The following is a 14822-nucleotide window of genomic DNA, read 5'->3' as shown; positions in this document are numbered from 1 at the left end:
ACTACACCTCCCCATCCATGACATAGTCCATGAGTTCAATCGCATCCATATAGGGTGTGCGCTCCTGTTCCCACAGGTTCTCCGCGTAGGCACGCCACGCAGGTACATCGGGCAGCTGCAGGTTCAGATGACCTAGTTGTGTCATAAACTGCTGCTGCTCGTGTTTTCCATAGGCAAGGACGCGCCGCAGTTCCTTGACCTTGTTCCGCGGAAGCCTACGCAGCCCCCGTACGCCCGCAAGGAGTGCGGTGATGTGCCGCTCATCCGTCGCACCCGCTCCGTCCGTATCAACGCGGTACGGGCCAAAGTGCAGATCGCCGCGCGCACCACGATACTCCCGTGCCCGGAACTGTTCCAGTGTCGGCGGCTGCTCGCCGTGCAGGATGGCAAAGTCGAGCCAGCAGGAGTCCACCTCGTGTCCTGCCGCACGTTCCAGCGCACGCATCTCGTTCTTCGCTGCGCCGCATAGCTCCTCTGCCATCTCGTAGGCACGAAAGAACGGGTATGAGGTGTTCATGATGGTGATGCCAGCGCAGGAGGCAATGTTTTTCTCCATCAGGTGCTGCATCAGAAATGCCGAAAACTCCACGGCAGCCTTGCCCGCGCAGACGAAGGTCATATCGTCGCCGCCCAGAACGATAGGACGAACGGGAAGGGTGCAGAGCCCATGCTCGTCTCTGAGATCGAGACTGTCCTTGTACCGGTCAATATGCTCCACGATGTGTTTGACGAGTGCGGCAAAGACGGCAAGGGTATCGTGACGGATGCCACGCGAACGTCGGATGTATGCGGTCAGTGTTTCGCAGCCTTGAAATTTCCGCCCCATGTTGTTGCCATCGATATGCACGACGGCAATATCATTCTTCGGCGTTTTCTGTCCAAGGCGGGCGAACTCGACGGGGAAGTCATAGCGTCCGATAAAGTGTTCCTGCTCTTCGGGCGTGAAGGCGGTCATGAGTTTGTCCATGAGTGCCTGCTGCACATCCGCCTCTCCACTTCCCGACGGGAATGTGGGATGCAGTTTGGCGGCGACTTCCCACGAGCAGAAGCGACCGTCTACCCATGCGTTTGCCGTCTCCCCGGTCTCGCTGCACGCAAGAGTCAGCCCGGTGTAGGGTACGTTGACTGCCGGAAATACGGTGTTCTGCCCCTCCTTGAGTCGGTCGAAGAGAGGGTTCAGCCGCTCCGCTCCAATGTAGCGTCCGTCCGCCGCGAGTTCGAGGGTGCCGGTCGCCGCACCGGTATGAAGCCCGGGTGCATGGATCAGGAGCTTTTTCGTGAACGCAGCGATGACGGCGCTCAGGATGTCGTCGTCCACATGCTCCGCAAAGAGAAGCAGTGCCTTGCCGCCGCCGATGTAGCCCACACGCGCCGCTGCCGTCATGGACGACCAATCGGTGTCCTCCGGCCGCTTCCACGACATGTCATCCAGTGTATCCGCCCCTAGGATTTCACGCACTGCCGGCAGAAGTATCTCCTCGAAGACAGCCTCCACAAGATAGGACGCACCGATGTTTGTCTTGAGCTGATTGCTCGAGAAGATGTACTTCTGTATGGATCGCGTATCAAAGAGTATTGCCTTGTACTGCATAGCTCGACCTCCTCAATATAGAATACATTCTATTTCGGCATTTCTACTCTTTTTCCCTTCATCTTTGATAGCAATTCTATAAGACAATCCTTATTTTTATCCGAGTGCCACGATGGTCTCCCCAAAGCCCTGTGCGGTCAGGCGACCTACGCCACAGAACGGGGCGAACTGCGCGAGCAGGAGGATGATTTCCCGTTCCTCTGGGGAGAGTCGTCCTATGCTGAACGCAAACGTCCCTGTGAACCCCGGCATCGTTTTGCGCTCACTCTGACGAATCCTGACACCCGCGCCCAGCCAGTCCAGCGGTATGAGTTTCGCCGCGATCGCACGTACGATGTCTTTGTCCACGGCAAAGGGAAGCTCCTGCCATGTCCACTTGTCCGCGAGGGAGGCGAAGATGAGCGCGGGACGTGGGACGGCACAGTCGTCTTTGTCCACACGAAAGACGGTCGGCGAGCGGAATGAAATGCGTATTTTCTGCGCATCCTCCGCCGAAAGTGCCGCAGCGATCAGTTCCTCCTCCGCGATGACACCCGTATTTTCCCGTCCGTCGGCAAGGATTTCCTCGACGATGAAGGAGAGCTGCCCCACCGCCAGCACTGTTCCGAGCGGAATCCGAAGGAGTGCCGCAAGTACGTTCTCGTCGAGTGCCGTCAGCCGCAGCAGCAGTTCCTCCCCCTCCGCATAGTGCGGTTCGTTGAGCTCCTGTGCGCGGAGAACGGCTGCGTTGTTTTTGCCGGTGCGCCGAAAAAATCCGATGGTGAAGGGTTTCATCTTCCGTGCATGGAGCTCGGCCGCGAACGTCGCATCGTATGCGGCAATGCAGCGAAAGAGCGCTCCGTGCAGCAGCTTGCCGGGGAACATGGAGTAGTGTCCGCCGCGCTCCGTGCGCAGGCGGAGGACAAGGATGCCTAACATATTTTCCTCCTAGGGGGCACAGGTACTCTATGCAGATGGGTACCTGCAATCAGTAGGCGCGGAAACGGCGAAATACAAAGCGTGACTCGCGTATGGTCTCACCATTTTCATCAACACGCTCATTCACAAGGCGCTCACTGCACGCGGAGAGGACGGCAATTCCTGCCGCTTTCAGCAGGGATACGAGTGCAAAGGTATAGGTAAACTCGCCCTGCACAAGCACCGCCATCGGTTTTCGCGCGAGAATCTCCTGCGCGTTTTCCTCTGCCAGACGGTGTACCGCCTGCGCGTCCCAGTCGGCGGGGATGCGCGGGAAGGGAAGATCGACAATGATTCCATACGCCTCTGCGGCCTGTCTCTGCCCCTCCTCCCAACGCGAGGAGGGGTGGTTGGTATGGTTGATAAATTCCGTCATGCCTACTCCTTTGCCATGCGGCACGCGATCTCGGTGTCTTTGAGGATCTGCTCCATGCTGTTCTTGAGGCTGTCCACCGCCATACGCCCCTTCTCCGCGCGCGCGTGATTGGTATGGTTGCGCTCATCTTTGATGACAAAATACTTGTCGAGAATATCCTCTGCGAGATTTTTATCCTTCGGCTCGATTCCTGCCTCATACAGCCGACATGCCCCCGGTTTCCACTCAATGTCAAGGAATGGACATTTACTGTCTTGGCTGCCCAAGATTCTAATGAGCTTTGCTACAACGAAATTATCTTTATTGGCAAGCAAAGCATCCCAGTCTCCCTTCGTGGCGTCTATGTATATCGGTTTGATCTGTTCCAGATACGTACGGCCATGTTCTGTATGCTGTAAACTGCACTTCTCCGGGCTGCGCATACGATTCAGCCACAGGAGGAAGGCGCGCAGCGTCTCCGCATCTTTCAGACGAACCTCGAAACGATCCGAGAGTCTCCCATCAACAAACTCGTTAATTTTATCCTCCGTCACTTCCTGCCGAAATTCCTTAAAGAACCGTTGTCGTTTTTCTCGCCATTCATTTCTCGCTTTTTGAAAGTTCTTCATATTTTTGTACTTGAACTCAGTGACCAGAAAGACCCCTCTGTTCCGATGCATGGAGTCCTCTTCCAGCTTGCATTCAAATAGCGCCTGCACCTCCTCGGACGATAGTGATAGAAAGCCGGAGTCTACGAGTGCCTCCGGGATACGTTCGGTAACGAGCGTCATCGCCTGCTGGAGGAGGTCATGTGCAATACACCAGCGGATGAGTGCGATGTCGTTAAGTTCCTCCTTCAGGATCTTCGCATAGTCCTCCTCGATGCGCCCGAGCATCTGACGCATGAGTTCATCACTCTGTTTTGCTTCCGCCGTTGCATTGCCCGTCGCAGCGGATGAAAACGCCGTGATCGACCGCTGAAGTTCCACAATCGCATCGCGCAGATCGCCATAGTGGCAGAGTTTCAGCTCCTCGGCGAATTTACGCATCGACGCGAGCAGTGCTCTGAGTGCCTGACTTTTTTCACGCTGCTCAAAGAAGCGGTTCATCACTGTGACTTCTCCGTGGCGGACGAACTCCTCCGCCCCTGCGACGAGGTCGAAGAAGGAATAGAGCGGGTTGACCTCCTCAACTCGTTTTTTGTTGTAATCGGAGTAGAGGACTTTGCCGATGCGGATGTTCTCATATTGGAGCAGCCGCATGAGCGCGACGAGGATCATGGAGGCATTGCGCAGCCCACCCGTAACGTCAACGTGGAGGATAATCTCTGTGTCAGGATGATCCTTTCTGACGGCCTTTGCATAGCGGCGCACATGGGAGGCGACGTCGATGAGCACGTTCGTATTTTCCTCTATCGGCTCATTCTCGTCAAAGTCAATCGCCTCAGCGATCTGCTCCGCGTGCGGCACGATATCCGATATCCGGTGAAGGAAGTAGTCATAATGCGTCTGCTCCCAGTCATGCGTGGCGTTATAGCCTTGAATAGCCCCCGCCACCTTGTTCGTCCGCACGAGAAAGAGGCGTGACAACCGGTCTGCGGGCTCATGCGCTCCGCTAAGAAGATAGCGAACGGCAGATTCATTTGTCGTATGGCATTTCTTTTTTTCGCCGATGTTCTGGTAGTCTGCAACGGATATTGCACCCGTCTCCCGAACGAGTTTGACGTCGCTCAAGAAGCATAGCATGATGTTCGTCCGCATATTACCGCTCCTCCTGTGAATTTGATGCTGCCGCAGAAAGTTCTGCCAGTACATTGTCCAGCAAGCCTACGATCTCCCTGCGCCCCAGTGTGTTTTCTGCGGTCGCATGGTTGACCTGATTGCGCTGTTCACGCAGGTAGAAGTACGCACGCAGACAGGACATCATGTGTTTCCTGCCGCAGTCCGTCTGCACAATCCCCATGGTCTCCAGCATCTTTGTCCATGTATCCTCCCACGCTGCCCAGCGCCGATCTAGGTCGTCAGAACTTCCGGATGGGAATTTGCACTTTTGAATCCCCAGCAATCGGAATACAAGTGGATTGTTTTTCTTTTCTAAGATTTTGTTAAGCAGCTTCGATTTGATCCGAGCCCATGCTGCACCGTCCTGTAAAAGTTTTGGAACCGTCCACCTCTGCCCATCCTTCTCCTTCTCAATTTGCGTGCAGACAAGCTCATACAGCCACAATACGTCCTCCGGAAGAGTCCGTATCTCCGCTGGATTTTCGCGCAAATGCTGAAAGGTTTGCCCCAACTTGCAATAAGAGAGGACAAGCGACGGTGCTCTCTCCGGAACAATCCCATGTTCCAACGCATCCGTAAGTATAGGCTTGTAGGTATCGACGCACATGGTCTGTATCGCATTCCAATACTGTGTCGAATTTATGATAAAATTTTGCATCCAGCCGGGGTGCATCCGATCCACTGACCGTTCCGCGCAAGGCATGTACGCCGACACAGGATAGACGATCCCCTGCCGAACGAAGCATACGGGAAGCCACTCGGTCGCAAGTGTCATTGCCTGTTGGAGCAGCCCCTTCTCTATGCACCAGCGGATAATCGGCACGTAGCGCTCCGCTTCATCCTCTGTCTCTCCGAGCAATTCGCCATAGCCCTCGGTGATCGTATCAATGAGCTGCATGAACATACGATCGTCAACCGTACGGTCTTCCTCGGGCACATCCAAAAATATCGTAATCGCTGTACTCAGTGCGGAAAGCGCCGGTGGGATATTGCCCGTCTGACAGATCTGGATGGCATCCGAAAACGTGTGCATGGCACGAAGCACGCCCTTGAGAGCATCGCTAATCGGCTTGCCGGAGGTTCCGCTCTCTGCATCGTAGTCAAAATACTCCTCAATCGTTCGGGAAATACCATAGGAAACGAATGCGTCCGCTCCCGCAACCAATTTGTAGACATCAAGGGTGCCATGCACATCAAATATGCGGTTTTCGAGCGACAATGTCTTGAAATCCGCATAGATCATCTTCTCGACCCGCATTCCGTCATACTGCAGAAACTGCATGACGGATGTCATCATCATGGTAACATAGCGTGCCCCGCCTGTAATATCCGCATAGATGTGACAGGCATGCCATTCGGCGAATCCACCGGCATCTGCCTTGATGCGTTCGGTCAGAGATGCGACCTGACTCTCGATGTCCTCGATCAGTGTATCCTCATGATAGTGGAGTAGTATCGGTATGAAGTCCGTCTCCACGAGCGCAGGACGCAGTCGTTTCATCCGACTGCACCAGAACTCGAACTGACTGGGGTATTTGCTGCGCTCTCCGTGTTCCTCGACCACAAGTCCTCTATCCTCGCCGCCCATCTCCGCCGACAGGCACTGCGGCGTTACGAGGCAATAGACACGGTGTAGACGCTCCCCCTTCTGTGCCAGCAGATCGACCACATCCGCAAGCGGTGCTTCGTTCGTCTGGAATCCCGGGAACGGTTCACTTCCCACCTCCAGAATAAAATTACCTTCTGTGACAATACAAATTCGTCGTCCCGTATCCGGATCTGTTTTGCATCGTACCGGGCTGAAAAAATTGATTGCAATATTCTGATTCATGAACGCGCACCTCCTAAGTTATCTCTTATTTTATCTAAAATTAACGCAATAGGCAAGGAATAGCTTCTCATGTTATCTGCTATGCCCTAGCGGTCGCAGTGCATAGGAATCGCTGATAAAATGAGGTATGCCAGATTGGCGTAGATTTTTTGTCCGATTGAGGCAGCAAACCGGACGCATAGCAGAGGCTATGTGGAGGATTTGCTAACGATAAGCGGGCGAAAAAGATGCGTCAAGATGGTCGTGCCGAATTTATCAGTGCTTCCCATACATTTGTCCCATTTCCCCTGCACCTTTTCGGGCGGCTTTTTGCTTCTACAGCAATCAACGGATTGCAGAACAGGGTGGTATCCAGTAAAATACTTCTGATGAAGCAAACGAAGGGAGATTCTGCATGAAGCAAAGTTTCGGGATGGTCACCGCTTTTCTCGCACTCACTCTCCTCCTTTTTCATTTTGTCTTCCACCCCACATACGCGGGACAGTGGCGGCCGCTCTCCATCGCTATGGAGGATGCTGCGGTGCGGCGCCCCATTCTGCTTGTTCCGCTCGACTCGCGCCCGCCGTGCGGAGCCTTTGTGATAAACGGCGGCAAAATCATCGGACGGGAGGTCATGCCCCCCCATCCGAGCTGATGGACTACTACTCCATGGCAGGCGACACGGCAGCGATGCGAAGCTGGGTGGCTGCGCATATCCATGAGGCGGATGCCGCCATTCTCTCGGTCGATCAGCTGCTCTCGGGTGGTCTGCTCGCCGCACGCGAGGCGCATATCTCGGCGGAGGACATCGACGCGCTCACCGCGTATCTCCGTGACCTACACGCAGCGCATCCCGATGTCCCCCTGCACGCGTTCTATATTCTGCCGCGCGCGATCCCGCAGGACGGCATCGAAGGCTGGCGCGAGCGGCGCGCGCTCCTCGCCTATGCCCGTCTCCTAGGGCGCGCGGGCGCAGGGCTGTCGGTCGATGCGGAGGAAATGGCACGTCTGCGCGCCAAGATCCCCGATGCGGATCTGCAAAAGTATCTTGCGCACTTCGATGAGAGTACGGCGCTCGCCGCCATGCTCATTACGCTCACCGAGGAGGGCACGCTCACACGCCTTATGCTCGGGCAGGACGACGGCGAGGAGTTCTCCGTCGGCAATCTGAAAAAGGCGGAGCTCGCCGCCCTGCTGGCACAAAAAAACATCGCTCCGGAGCGGGCGATGATTGTGCACGGAGCGGATGAGATTGCGCTCTCGATGCTCGCGCGGATGGCCGTCGATGACCTGCGTGCGCGTGGCGGCACTCCTCCACGCATTTCACTCCGCTATGCGCGTGACAATATGGCAGATACCGTCTTTCCCTTTATGGCGGTCTCGAACGATGTGACAGCGCGGGAGAAGATCACCATGCTCGGCGGCACGCTTGCGGCGGATGACGCGGACAGCGACCTGACCCTCTTCATCGCGGCGGGCGACAATGACGCGGATACGCTTGGCACACGCACACCCTCTGCCGCCGCGATCCATCGGCTGCTTTCCGCAGAAAAATCCGTCGCACTCGTCGATCTATCGCGCCATTTTCGTGCGGAGGAGACACTGCTCCCCATTCTGACCGAAAAAAATGTCCCCGTGAATGCCCTGACAGCATACGCGGGGTGGAATACGGCGAGCAACGCCATCGGTACGGCAGTCGCGGAGGCCGTTCTCTACCACTGCGCCATGAAAAATGCCGCGACAGCAGAGGAGCGGGAACGCGCCGCCGCTGCAAATCTCGCCTTTCTCACAGGGCGCATGGCAGAGGACGAGTTCTACCTCAAGGAGACGATTGACCGCGTGAACGACGCGCTCCGCCGTGCGGGCTATGCGAACAGTGCCGATCTCGATCTTACGCGAAACTGGCGCTGGGCGAACGATCTCCTGATGAACGATCTGAGCCGGTGCATGAGGAGCTATGAATCAACCGCCGCATTCCGCATGCCCGTGATCCAAAACGGCATGATGCTGCGGGTCGTGCGGAGCAATATCACCGCGTACTACCCGTGGCCGCGCACGTTCGAGGTGCGACTGGAGGCTGCGCCCGTGGTGGAACGAAAGATGCCATAAAGATAGGGGCTGCTGCACGAAGCGAAATCGTACAGAGCAGCCCCTGTTCATATTCTCTTACTGCGCCGCTGCTAGTCCAAAGCGCGTAATCCCCGCTTGGCGGAAGCGATCCAGCAGCTCCATGACGCCGCTGTAGTTCATATCCCCATCTGCACGCACAACGACGGCAAAGCGCGGATTTTTTTGTGACTCCATGCGTGCCTGCTGCACGAGGGTATCCGCATCAATCGGCTGATCCTCGAGCCAGAGCGAGCCATCCTTGCGCACCGTGACGAGATAGGTCACGTTCAGCTGGGTCTGTGCCGACTGCGCCTTGGGGAGATTGACGTCCACGGTCTTGACGTTGACCATGTAGAGTGTACTCATGATGAAGAAGACGAGCAGGAAGAACATGATATCGATCATCGGAATGATGACGACCTCCGGCTTTCCGAATGCCCTGCGGTCACGCAGTCTCATTGTGCCGCCCCCTCCGCCGGATCGTCTGCTGCGACGCCGGCAGCGTCGGCGAGAGCGAGACGGCTGCTCTCAGCAGCAGAAAAGCACATCTCCATATCCGTGACGATGTTCTCGATCCGCTGGGAGAAATACGCATGCACCATCAGGGCAACGAGAGCAACGCAGAGTCCCATCGCCGTCGCAATCAGTGCCTCACCGATGCCGCCCGTGATCGCCGCCGGCTCGCCCGCCTGGATGTTGAACACGCTGAACGTCGTAATCATGCCGCTGATCGTCCCTAGGAGGCCGAGGAGCGGCGCCATCGTCACGATCACGCTCAGGTAGTAGATGCGCCGCCGCATCTTGGAGAGGGCAATGCCGGACTGGATCTCCATGTAGGCACTCATCCGATCGGCGCGACTGCTGTTCTTGGTGATCGCACTGAACAGAATGTCGGCAATCGCGCCGCGTTGGTCGCGCGCAAGGGCAAGTGCCTCCGCATAGCGAGCATTGGCAATATGGAGCATGAAGGCGTGTGCAAACGCACGTCCTGCATCCGCGCGCGCAAAGTAAAAGGCGCGTTCAATCCCAATAAAGACAACAAAAATGGACGCAATCGCCAAGAAATACATGACGATACCGCCCTGCTTAAAAAAAGTGATGCCCTGCGCGATAGAATCCATGGCAAGTCCTTTCCGCTCGATACCCATATAGTTGATACGGCTATATTCTACTATATATTGATGTGTTCGTCAATGATAGCATCTTTCATTTCCCGATGCGCTCCCTTGCGGTTCTGATGAAAAAATACTATAATAAGTATCGTTCGTTCAAAAAAGGAGGATACGGCGTGAAACTGCCCATCATCCGTGGCTTTTGGCAGCTGTTCAAGGGATATTGGAGCTCTGCGGAAAAGTGGAAAGCACGCGGACTGCTTGCATCCGTGATCGTGCTCAATATCGTCATGGTCTATCTGCTCGTCCGCATCAACGACTGGTATCGCAACTTCTACGATGCACTCCAGGCGTATGACTGGACTTCCTTTTGGCCGCTCATCGGCACGTTTACGGGGCTTGCCTTCTTCTACATCGTCATTGCCGTCTATGCCGTCTATCTGCGGCAGATGCTGACGATCCACTGGCGCACATGGATGACGGAGGAGTATCTCACACGCTGGATGCGCGGGCAGGTCTACTACCGCCTGCAGGTACTGCGCAGCGATACAGACAACCCCGACCAGCGCATCAGCGAGGACATCAACCAGTTCGTCACGCTGATGCTGACGCTCCTCGCTGGCGCACTGAAGCAGCTCGCAACGCTTGGCGCATTCGCCGTCGTGCTGTGGAATCTGTCAGGGGCGCTCACCGTCCCCATCGGGAGTGAGACATTCACCATCTACGGCTATATGTTCTGGCTATCCCTCCTCTATGCGTGCGTTGGCAGTGTCCTCGTCCACCTGGTCGGGCGAAAACTCATCCGACTGAATTTCGATCAGCAGCGCTATGAGGCGGATTTCCGTTTCAGCATGATGCGCGTGCGGGAGAACAGTGAGAGCATCGCGTTCTATCGCGGCGAGATGGCAGAGAAACAGGGGTTCAAGGAACGCTTTGCCAATGTCATTAAAAACTACTGGGGGCTGATGCGGCGGACGAAGCTGCTGAACTTCTACGTAAACGGCTACGGACAGCTCGCCATCATCTTTCCACTCATCATGGCGGCACCGCGCTACTATGCGGGCGAGATCGCCCTCGGCGGTCTGATGCAGACCATCTCAGCATTCGGCCGTGTGCAGGATGCGCTGTCCTTCTTCGTTGACTCCTACAGCTCCATCGCCGAGCTGTCCGCCGTCATCCAGCGACTGTCGGGCTTTACTGCGCATATCAACGAGGCCGCTGCCGTTCCGCCCATGATCGTCCACGAGGACGATGCGGAGGACGCATTGCGTCTCAGTGATCTGCACGTCGCGCTCCCGCACGGTGCGGAGCTCTTTGCCGTCTCCGCACTGACCCTGCCAGAGGGCAGTCGCGTGCTCGTTACGGGGGAGTCGGGCGTCGGCAAGAGCACGCTCCTGCGCGCTGTCGCAGGGATTTGGTTTGCGGGCAGCGGCACTGTGACGATGCCTGAGGGCTCGTCACGCCTCTTCCTCCCGCAGCATCCCTATCTGCCGCTCGGCACACTCCGCCGCGCACTCTCCTACCCGTGCACGGCGGCCGTCTCTGATACGGAGATGGCGCACGTGCTCGCGCAGGTCGGACTCCCCCACCTCGCGCCACGCCTATCCGACACGGACGACTGGAGCCGTATCCTGTCGCTCGGTGAGCAGCAGCGTCTTGCCTTTGCACGCATCCTGCTCATCCGTCCTGACTGGATCTTTCTCGACGAGGCAACATCCGCCCTCGACGAGCCACGCGAACGCGCCCTGTACGGGCTGCTCCGACAGGAACTTCCTGCGTCGGGCATCATCAGCGTCGGGCATCGCTCGACCCTCTATGCGCTGCATGAGACAGAGCTGCGCATCCACGACCACACAATCATTTCCCGGGAGATTCCACATGAACCGTAGAGACTTTCTGCGCCGCATGACCCTCGTCGGCATCGGCGCGGCCCTTTTCCCCTTCTTCCCCGATGCGGCAGAGGCATCATGGTACATTCCCTCCGCCCTTCCGGGCGTGACGATAAAGCCGACGTATCTCTCCTTTGGCGCACTCGAAAACCGCTTTGTCACGGACTGCATCGTCATTCATCACATCGGCAACACGAACGCAGATGTCTCCGCCGCGACCGTCCATGAGTGGCATCTGCACAATGGCTGGGCGGGCATCGGCTACCACTTTCTCGTCCGCAAGGACGGCACGATCGAGGAGGGACGCCCCATGGGCACCGTCGGTGCACATGTCTACGGTGAGAATCGGCATACCGTCGGCATCAACATCGTCGGAAATTTCGAGGACGCTGTCCCGACCGAGGCACAGAAACACAGCGCCGCGCATCTGATCGCCGCCCTCTGCACCGTCTATCAGCTGGATCCCATCTGGGGCGTCACGGTAAAGGGGCACCGCGACTTTAACGCGACAGCCTGTCCCGGCCGCTATCTCTATGCAGAGCTGCCGGAGATCGTGGAGGAGGCACGCGTCTACTACGGCTCGGATGAGCTGCAGACGGAGCGCCTGCGCATCATGCAGCAGGAGCGTGCGGAGCAGGAACAACAGCGGGCACGCATGCGCACGCGTATGGAGGCGGCGCAGAATAAGAACGGCCGCCCGTCACATCCCACGCCGAGCGCACCCAATCCGCCCGTACAGCCTGCGCCTGAGAAGCCGTCGTTGCGTCCAAACAAGCGTCCTGACCTACCAAAACCTGGCAATCTGCCGACGCAGCGGCGCATCGCATCCAATTAGCCCGAACAAAACGATGGAGGTGAAGATCCATGGGGTTCCACTACCGGTGGTTTGACCGCGATCAGGAAAAAATGGACGAGATGGGCATTCCGCTGACCCGCGCGCAGATCGACGAGCGCGAGCGGGCACAAGAGCCGCAGCGTCTCTTCTCCCGCGGGGAGCAGACCGGCATCGTCCTCACGGCACTGATCTTCGCCTATGGGTGGACACAGGACGACACGGCTCTCGTCTTCTTCTGTCTGTCCTTCCTCATCTTCGAGCTGCGCAAAATTGCAGCACATTTTTCTGCCGCCTACGGAAAGAGCATTGCGAACGCCATGCAGGGCTTTAGTCTCGCCCTGCTTCTCGGTGCATTCGCCATGCTGTTTATGAACTGACCCCCGTCAGGAGGAGGTACTCACATGAAACGACCACAGGGTATGGGCATCCTCAAACTCGGTGCGGCACTCGCCATCATCCTTGTCTTTGTCATCATCCATCTCATTGCACCGCAGTTCCTCCCCTCACTCTTCACGCTGCTTGCCAGCGGTGATATTCCGGCGACGGTGGAGTACATTCACACCTTCGGCGATGGAGCAGTCCTCTTCGCCTTTTTGCTCACCCTCTTTACCAATGCACTTGGCTTTCCGCCCGCCGTCATTTTCTCGACGGCAAACGTCATCCTATTCGGCATTGTCCCCGGCATCATTCTGTCCTGTGTCGCAGAGACCGTCGGCGTAACGGTCGCCTTCGTGCTGATGCGCTTCTACTTCCGCGATGCGGCAGAAAAGGCGATCGCGAAGAGCCCCTTTCTCGCAAAGGTCGATCACTACAGCGGCAGCAAGGGCTTCATCATCATGCTCATCGGACGCATGGTGCCATACCTGCCCTCCGCTATCATGAATGCCGTCGGTGCCCTCTCCTCGATCCGCTTGCGCGACTATGTCCTCGCCTCTCTCGTCGGAAAATTCCCTTCGACAGGCATCGAGGCAATCATCGGGCATGACCTCATCATGCAGCAGGAGGACAAGACGCGTCTGGTCATTGTCGTGATCTGTGCGGCCATCCTCATCTACACCGCCATTCGTTTTGAACGACACATGATGCGCACAGAGGCCGCCGTGCAGGATGTAGAGAAAAAATCATGACACGACGCCACTTTCTTCAGACCACCCTTCAGTCCATCCTCACAATGGGGCTCGGTGGTCTGTTTTCATCCCGTACCGCAGCTGCAGCAGACAGCATCCGCCACCTGCGCCAGATCATTACGGCACAGCCAAGCAGCACGCGCATGATCCAGTGGGACGCGTCCACTCTCCTGCGCGGCGCACATGTCGAGCTGCGCAGCGGAAGAGACGGACATAGCACGGCATTCGTCCCCTCTTACACGCATTTCACCATAGACGACACAGAGCAGTTCGTCTACCACGCAGAGATCCCTCTGCCCGCTGGCGGTGGTGCCTACCGTGTCACGCATACGGCAGGGACATCCGATTGGATTCCCCTATCTGCTCCACATGCAGTCCGTACACCCGTGCACGCTCTGCTCTTTTCGGACAGCCAATGTGGGGAGGATTACAGCGTCTGGAACAGCCTCTATCAGGCAGCATGGCGGCGTCACAGCGATGCAGATTTTGCCGCACTCGTCGGTGACCTCACAGACAACGGCGAATCCACGTGGCATTGGGACAGCTGCTTCACGGCGATGGAGGGGAATCCATCGCCGCTCGCACGCGCTCCTCATGTCCCCGTGCTCGGCAATCACGAGTATTACAGCCTCGCGTGGACAGACACCCTGCCGCTGCGCTATCTCAGGACCTTTGCCCTGCCCGAAAACGGCAGCACGGCATTTCGCGGGCACTATTATTCCTTCGATCTCGGTGCCGTGCACGTGATCGTCCTCGATACACAGTTCCTTGAGTGCGGCGCACGCGGTGCGGCGCTGAATGAGGAGCAGCTCGCCTGGCTGAAACGCGATACAGCGACATCCTCCGCCCCATGGAAAATCGTCCTCATGCACAAGGATATTCTCGCCTACGGAGAGTATCAGACCGTACAGGAGACGCAGCACGGCATCAGTGACATGGGGCGTGTCTTTATGGATACATTCGATGCGTGCGGCATCGACCTCGTTGTCACGGGACACGTCCACGCCTATCGGCGGCGTCAGATCCGCGCAGGGCAGACGGACACACAGGGAACGCTCTATCTCCTCGGCGGGCCGGGTGGCAACGAGTACTTCGATGTCCCGCCCGAGTCCTACGACCTCGCCGCCTCCGCGAATCCCGCACCGTCGAACTACCTCTATCTGGAGGCGGATGCACACCATCTCCGCATCACCTGTGAGGCGCTGGATGGAACGGTGATTGACACGGTTGAACAACAAAAATAAAAAAAGCCTTAT

General features: G+C 57.1%; 12 protein-coding genes and 2 pseudogenes. 7 read left to right on the top strand and 7 right to left on the bottom strand.

The window, feature by feature from the left end; all coding sequences use genetic code 11:
- Nucleotide 1 precedes the first annotated feature (1 nt).
- The 5 genes from AXE86_RS09700 to AXE86_RS09680 form a co-directional block, all read right to left on the bottom strand.
- Entirely contained in the window at nt 2-1591 is a 1590-nt protein-coding gene (locus AXE86_RS09700) for a Cas10/Cmr2 second palm domain-containing protein (protein ID WP_061946585.1), read from the bottom strand.
- A gap of 96 nt (nt 1592-1687) precedes the next feature.
- On the bottom strand, nt 1688-2509 hold the full coding sequence (gene cas6, locus AXE86_RS09695) for a CRISPR system precrRNA processing endoribonuclease RAMP protein Cas6 (protein ID WP_061946583.1): 822 nt from the start codon (nt 2507-2509) through the stop codon (nt 1688-1690).
- A gap of 49 nt (nt 2510-2558) precedes the next feature.
- Entirely contained in the window at nt 2559-2924 is a 366-nt protein-coding gene (locus tag AXE86_RS09690; RefSeq protein ID WP_061946581.1) for a hypothetical protein, read from the bottom strand.
- 2 nt (nt 2925-2926) lie between these two features.
- Complete coding sequence (locus AXE86_RS09685; protein WP_061946579.1) at nt 2927-4663, bottom strand: TM1812 family CRISPR-associated protein; 1737 nt, start codon at nt 4661-4663, stop codon at nt 2927-2929.
- A gap of 1 nt (nt 4664) precedes the next feature.
- Complete coding sequence (locus AXE86_RS09680) at nt 4665-6515, bottom strand: TM1812 family CRISPR-associated protein (protein WP_061946577.1); 1851 nt, start codon at nt 6513-6515, stop codon at nt 4665-4667.
- Between the two features lie 144 nt (nt 6516-6659).
- On the opposite strand from AXE86_RS09680, the pseudogene AXE86_RS13405 reads away from it, so the two are divergent.
- Together AXE86_RS13405 and AXE86_RS09675 are read left to right on the top strand one after the other, a co-directional pair.
- Nucleotides 6660-6782: pseudogene (locus tag AXE86_RS13405) on the top strand (secretion protein HlyD); the annotation flags it as partial.
- 127 nt (nt 6783-6909) lie between these two features.
- Nucleotides 6910-8603: pseudogene (locus AXE86_RS09675) on the top strand (DUF4127 family protein).
- 57 nt (nt 8604-8660) lie between these two features.
- On the opposite strand, the gene AXE86_RS09670 reads toward AXE86_RS09675, so the two are convergent.
- Together AXE86_RS09670 and AXE86_RS09665 are read right to left on the bottom strand one after the other, a co-directional pair.
- Nucleotides 8661-9062, bottom strand: coding sequence for an ExbD/TolR family protein (locus AXE86_RS09670; protein WP_061946575.1), 402 nt, complete (start codon nt 9060-9062; stop codon nt 8661-8663).
- Complete coding sequence (locus tag AXE86_RS09665) at nt 9059-9724, bottom strand: MotA/TolQ/ExbB proton channel family protein (RefSeq protein WP_061946573.1); 666 nt, start codon at nt 9722-9724, stop codon at nt 9059-9061. The genes AXE86_RS09670 and AXE86_RS09665 overlap by 4 nt, the downstream gene beginning before the upstream one ends.
- A gap of 116 nt (nt 9725-9840) precedes the next feature.
- Between AXE86_RS09665 and AXE86_RS09660 the strand changes: the two genes are divergently transcribed.
- The 5 genes from AXE86_RS09660 to AXE86_RS09640 are packed head-to-tail and all read left to right on the top strand — an operon-like array spanning nt 9841 to nt 14810.
- Entirely contained in the window at nt 9841-11604 is a 1764-nt protein-coding gene (locus tag AXE86_RS09660; RefSeq protein ID WP_442983623.1) for an ABC transporter ATP-binding protein/permease, read from the top strand.
- Nucleotides 11594-12439 carry a peptidoglycan recognition protein family protein gene (locus tag AXE86_RS09655; RefSeq protein ID WP_061946569.1) on the top strand — a complete coding sequence of 282 codons (846 nt, stop codon included), beginning with the start codon at nt 11594-11596 and terminating at the stop codon, nt 12437-12439. Before AXE86_RS09660 ends, AXE86_RS09655 begins: the two co-directional genes overlap by 11 nt.
- Nucleotides 12440-12468: 29 nt before the next feature.
- Entirely contained in the window at nt 12469-12816 is a 348-nt protein-coding gene (locus AXE86_RS09650) for a hypothetical protein (RefSeq protein WP_061946567.1), read from the top strand.
- 24 nt (nt 12817-12840) lie between these two features.
- Nucleotides 12841-13566, top strand: a complete 726-nt coding sequence (locus tag AXE86_RS09645) for a TVP38/TMEM64 family protein (protein ID WP_061946565.1) — start codon at nt 12841-12843, stop codon at nt 13564-13566.
- On the top strand, nt 13563-14810 hold the full coding sequence (locus tag AXE86_RS09640) for a metallophosphoesterase family protein (protein ID WP_061946563.1): 1248 nt from the start codon (nt 13563-13565) through the stop codon (nt 14808-14810). The genes AXE86_RS09645 and AXE86_RS09640 overlap by 4 nt, the downstream gene beginning before the upstream one ends.
- The last annotated feature ends 12 nt before the right edge of the window (nt 14811-14822 follow it).

Origin of the sequence: Selenomonas sp. oral taxon 136 (genome assembly GCF_001554015.1) — a bacterium.
Classification (GTDB): Bacteria; Bacillota; Negativicutes; order Selenomonadales; family Selenomonadaceae; genus Centipeda; species Centipeda felix.
Note: the sequence above shows the minus strand (reverse complement) of the source record. Positions and strands in the feature narration are given on the sequence as shown.

What these genes read in the sequence shown, in the direction of transcription:
- AXE86_RS09700 (WP_061946585.1), bottom strand. Translation starts at nt 1,591, where the DNA reads ATGCAGTACAAGGCAATACTCTTTGATACGCGATCCATACAGAAGTAC.
- cas6 (WP_061946583.1), bottom strand. Translation starts at nt 2,509, where the DNA reads ATGTTAGGCATCCTTGTCCTCCGCCTGCGCACGGAGCGCGGCGGACAC.
- AXE86_RS09690 (WP_061946581.1), bottom strand. Translation starts at nt 2,924, where the DNA reads ATGACGGAATTTATCAACCATACCAACCACCCCTCCTCGCGTTGGGAG.
- AXE86_RS09685 (WP_061946579.1), bottom strand. Translation starts at nt 4,663, where the DNA reads ATGCGGACGAACATCATGCTATGCTTCTTGAGCGACGTCAAACTCGTT.
- AXE86_RS09680 (WP_061946577.1), bottom strand. Translation starts at nt 6,515, where the DNA reads ATGAATCAGAATATTGCAATCAATTTTTTCAGCCCGGTACGATGCAAA.
- AXE86_RS09670 (WP_061946575.1), bottom strand. Translation starts at nt 9,062, where the DNA reads ATGAGACTGCGTGACCGCAGGGCATTCGGAAAGCCGGAGGTCGTCATC.
- AXE86_RS09665 (WP_061946573.1), bottom strand. Translation starts at nt 9,724, where the DNA reads ATGGATTCTATCGCGCAGGGCATCACTTTTTTTAAGCAGGGCGGTATC.
- AXE86_RS09660 (WP_442983623.1), top strand. Translation starts at nt 9,841, where the DNA reads ATGAAAAAATACTATAATAAGTATCGTTCGTTCAAAAAAGGAGGATAC.
- AXE86_RS09655 (WP_061946569.1), top strand. Translation starts at nt 11,594, where the DNA reads ATGAACCGTAGAGACTTTCTGCGCCGCATGACCCTCGTCGGCATCGGC.
- AXE86_RS09650 (WP_061946567.1), top strand. Translation starts at nt 12,469, where the DNA reads ATGGGGTTCCACTACCGGTGGTTTGACCGCGATCAGGAAAAAATGGAC.
- AXE86_RS09645 (WP_061946565.1), top strand. Translation starts at nt 12,841, where the DNA reads ATGAAACGACCACAGGGTATGGGCATCCTCAAACTCGGTGCGGCACTC.
- AXE86_RS09640 (WP_061946563.1), top strand. Translation starts at nt 13,563, where the DNA reads ATGACACGACGCCACTTTCTTCAGACCACCCTTCAGTCCATCCTCACA.